The sequence below is a fragment of the Mesorhizobium sp. M7A.F.Ca.ET.027.03.2.1 genome (assembly GCF_003999175.1).
Lineage (GTDB): Bacteria > Pseudomonadota > Alphaproteobacteria > Rhizobiales > Rhizobiaceae > Mesorhizobium.
On the sequence record NZ_RZOM01000925.1, the window covers coordinates 1 to 2,485 of the forward strand.

3 protein-coding genes are annotated in these 2,485 nt (G+C 64.0%); 2 read left to right on the forward strand and 1 reads right to left on the reverse strand.

Going from position 1 to position 2,485, the window contains the following annotated elements:
• Both EN750_RS29100 and EN750_RS29105 read left to right on the forward strand, forming a co-directional pair.
• Nucleotides 1-565 (forward strand): SDR family oxidoreductase (locus tag EN750_RS29100; protein WP_127398810.1); only part of this gene is annotated, 565 nt, incomplete at its 5' end.
• A 49-nt stretch (nt 566-614) separates the two neighbouring features.
• Nucleotides 615-1,673, forward strand: coding sequence for a Gfo/Idh/MocA family oxidoreductase (locus tag EN750_RS29105; RefSeq protein WP_127398811.1), 1,059 nt, complete (start codon nt 615-617; stop codon nt 1,671-1,673).
• Nucleotides 1,674-1,745: 72 nt separating this feature from the next.
• Here the strand turns inward: EN750_RS29105 and EN750_RS29110 are convergent, their stop codons facing one another.
• Complete coding sequence (locus EN750_RS29110; protein WP_127398812.1) at nt 1,746-2,345, reverse strand: DUF922 domain-containing Zn-dependent protease; 600 nt, start codon at nt 2,343-2,345, stop codon at nt 1,746-1,748.
• Between the last annotated feature and the right edge of the window lie 140 nt (nt 2,346-2,485).

Genomic DNA, 2,485 nt, shown 5'->3' on the forward strand with positions numbered 1-2,485 from the left:
GGGCGGGCTGGGCGTCACCGGCTCCAACCAATCCAATGAAGATCTGCAGCGTCTCGTCGACCTGACGCTCGAACGTTTTGGCCGCATCGACGTGCTGGTGAACAGCGGCGGCCACGGGCCGCGCGCCCCGATCCTCGAAATCACCGACGAGCAATGGCACACCGGCATGGATGTCTATCTGCTGAACGTCATCCGTCCGGTGCGCATCGTGGCGCCGCAGATGGTCAAGCAGAAGGGCGGCGCCATCATCAACATCTCGACCGCCTGGGTGATCGAGCCGAGCCCGATGTTTCCGACGTCCGCTGTGTTCCGCGCCGGGCTTGCCGCCTACACCAAGATCTTCGCCAACACCTATGCCGCTGACAATGTGCGCATGAACAATGTGCTGCCCGGCTGGATCGACAGCCTGCCGGCCACCGAGGAGCGCCGCGACAGCGTGCCGATGCAGCGCTACGGAACCTCGGAAGAGGTCGCCGCGACCATCGCCTTCCTGGCGTCCGAAGGCGCCGGCTACATCACCGGCCAGAACATCCGGGTCGACGGCGGCATCATACGCGCTATTTGAGGGCGTCGGTCGGGAGGGGATCCCGGCATCTCACCCCAAGGAGCAAAGAATGCGGCTTTTGATACTCGGCACCGGCTGGATGGCGCAGGAACATGCGCGGCGCTTCACCGCCATCGACGGCGTCGACATCGTCGGCGCGGTCGATGTCGATCCGGCACGGGTCGGCGAGTTCGCCGACAGTTTTGACATTCCCAACCGCTTTACCGCGCTGGATGAGGCGCTGACATGGGGTGAGTTCGACGCGGTGGCCAATGTCACGCCGGACCGCATCCACCACCCGACCACCATGGCGCTGGTCGCCGCCGGCAAGCCGGTGCTGTGCGAGAAGCCGCTGGCCGAAAACTATGGCAAGGCGACCGAGATGGCCGACGCCGCCGAGGCCGCCGGCATCGTCAACATGGTGAACCTCACCTATCGCAATGTGGCGGCGCTGCAGAAGGCCCGCCAGATGGTGCAGGCGGGTGAGATCGGCACCGTCAGGCATGTCGAGGCGTCCTACCTGCAAAGCTGGCTGGTGTCGAAATTCTGGGGCGACTGGCGCACCGATCCGAAATGGCTGTGGCGCCTGTCACGCGGCCACGGCTCCAACGGCGTGCTTGGCGATGTCGGCATCCACATCCTCGATTTCGCCAGCTATGGCGCAGCCGTCGACATCGACCATGTCTTCTGCCGGCTGCGCGCCTTCGACAAGGCGCCCGGCAACCGCATCGGCGACTACGGGCTAGACGCCAATGACAGCTTCGCCATGACGCTGGATTTTTCCAACGGCGCCTTCGGCGTGGTGCATGCCAGCCGCTGGGCGACTGGCCATCTCAACGAGCTGCGCCTGCGCATCTATGGCGAGAAGGGCGGCATCGAAGTGGTGCACAATCTGGATGGTTCGACGCTCAAGGCTTGCATCGGCGAAAACGTCGAGAACGCCATATGGGAAGAGCTCGACGCCGGCACGGTGCCGACCAACTACCAGCGTTTCACTGACGCGGTGCGATCCGGCGTGCAGGCCGAACCGTCCTTCCGCCATGCCGCCGAATTGCAGAAGGTGCTGGATCTGGCCGTCGTCTCGGACGAGAAGCGGGCGGAGCTGAGGGCGAGCGCTGAAACGCGGTGAGCTGGGCGAAGCGGCCTGCGCCAGCGGTCGAAGATAGCACTGCCGTCAACTTCGGACTGCGGTCCGCTGCAGTCAGGGGCCGGTCACGAGCGAAAAAACCAGTTTCTGTAAATTGCCGCCATCGCCGAATTCGACGCGGTCGAAATCGCGGCTTGCCAGCACCCGCGCCTTCGAGATTGCGTCGAGCCGCTTGACCACCTCGGCCCTTGTCTTGCTGCATTTGGGATCGTCGGCGACGGTCAGGCCGTTCGTCGCGGCTTGGATGTCGTGGACCATCTGGACCATGCTGGCGCCATGCACCTTCTCATGGGCGGCTACGCCGGCGATGAAAGTTTCCCAGTTCTTCTGGACGGCGGGCGACAGGGAGCCGGAGGGTTTTGGCAAGGTGTAGGTGACGATCAGCTTCGGCCGCCCGGCCGTCAGCACGCAGTCCTTGCCACTGGGCTTGTAGTCCCTTAACCCCCAGGTCAGCTTGAAATTGGTGTAGGCGATGGCGCGGGCAATGCCGAGCTTTGGCCCTTTCTCGCCGATCGAGCGGTAGAGTTCGGCGCCGGACCGGCCCGAGATCGCGTAGGGCTCGATTTTCTCGACCGGCTTCCACTCGGCACGAGCGGTGAGCGGCGAGGCAAGCAGGGCGGCAAAGGACAGACACAGGCGAACGCAGGCTCTCAATCCAACTCTCCACGAAACAGGACCGGCTGCCGCAACGGGCAATGCCATCGGATCGCTTTTTCCTATATGCTGCCGACGGGCGCTGCAAATGCCCTGGAGGCAGTCAATTGGGGGAGTCATGCATGAGAATTGCACATCTC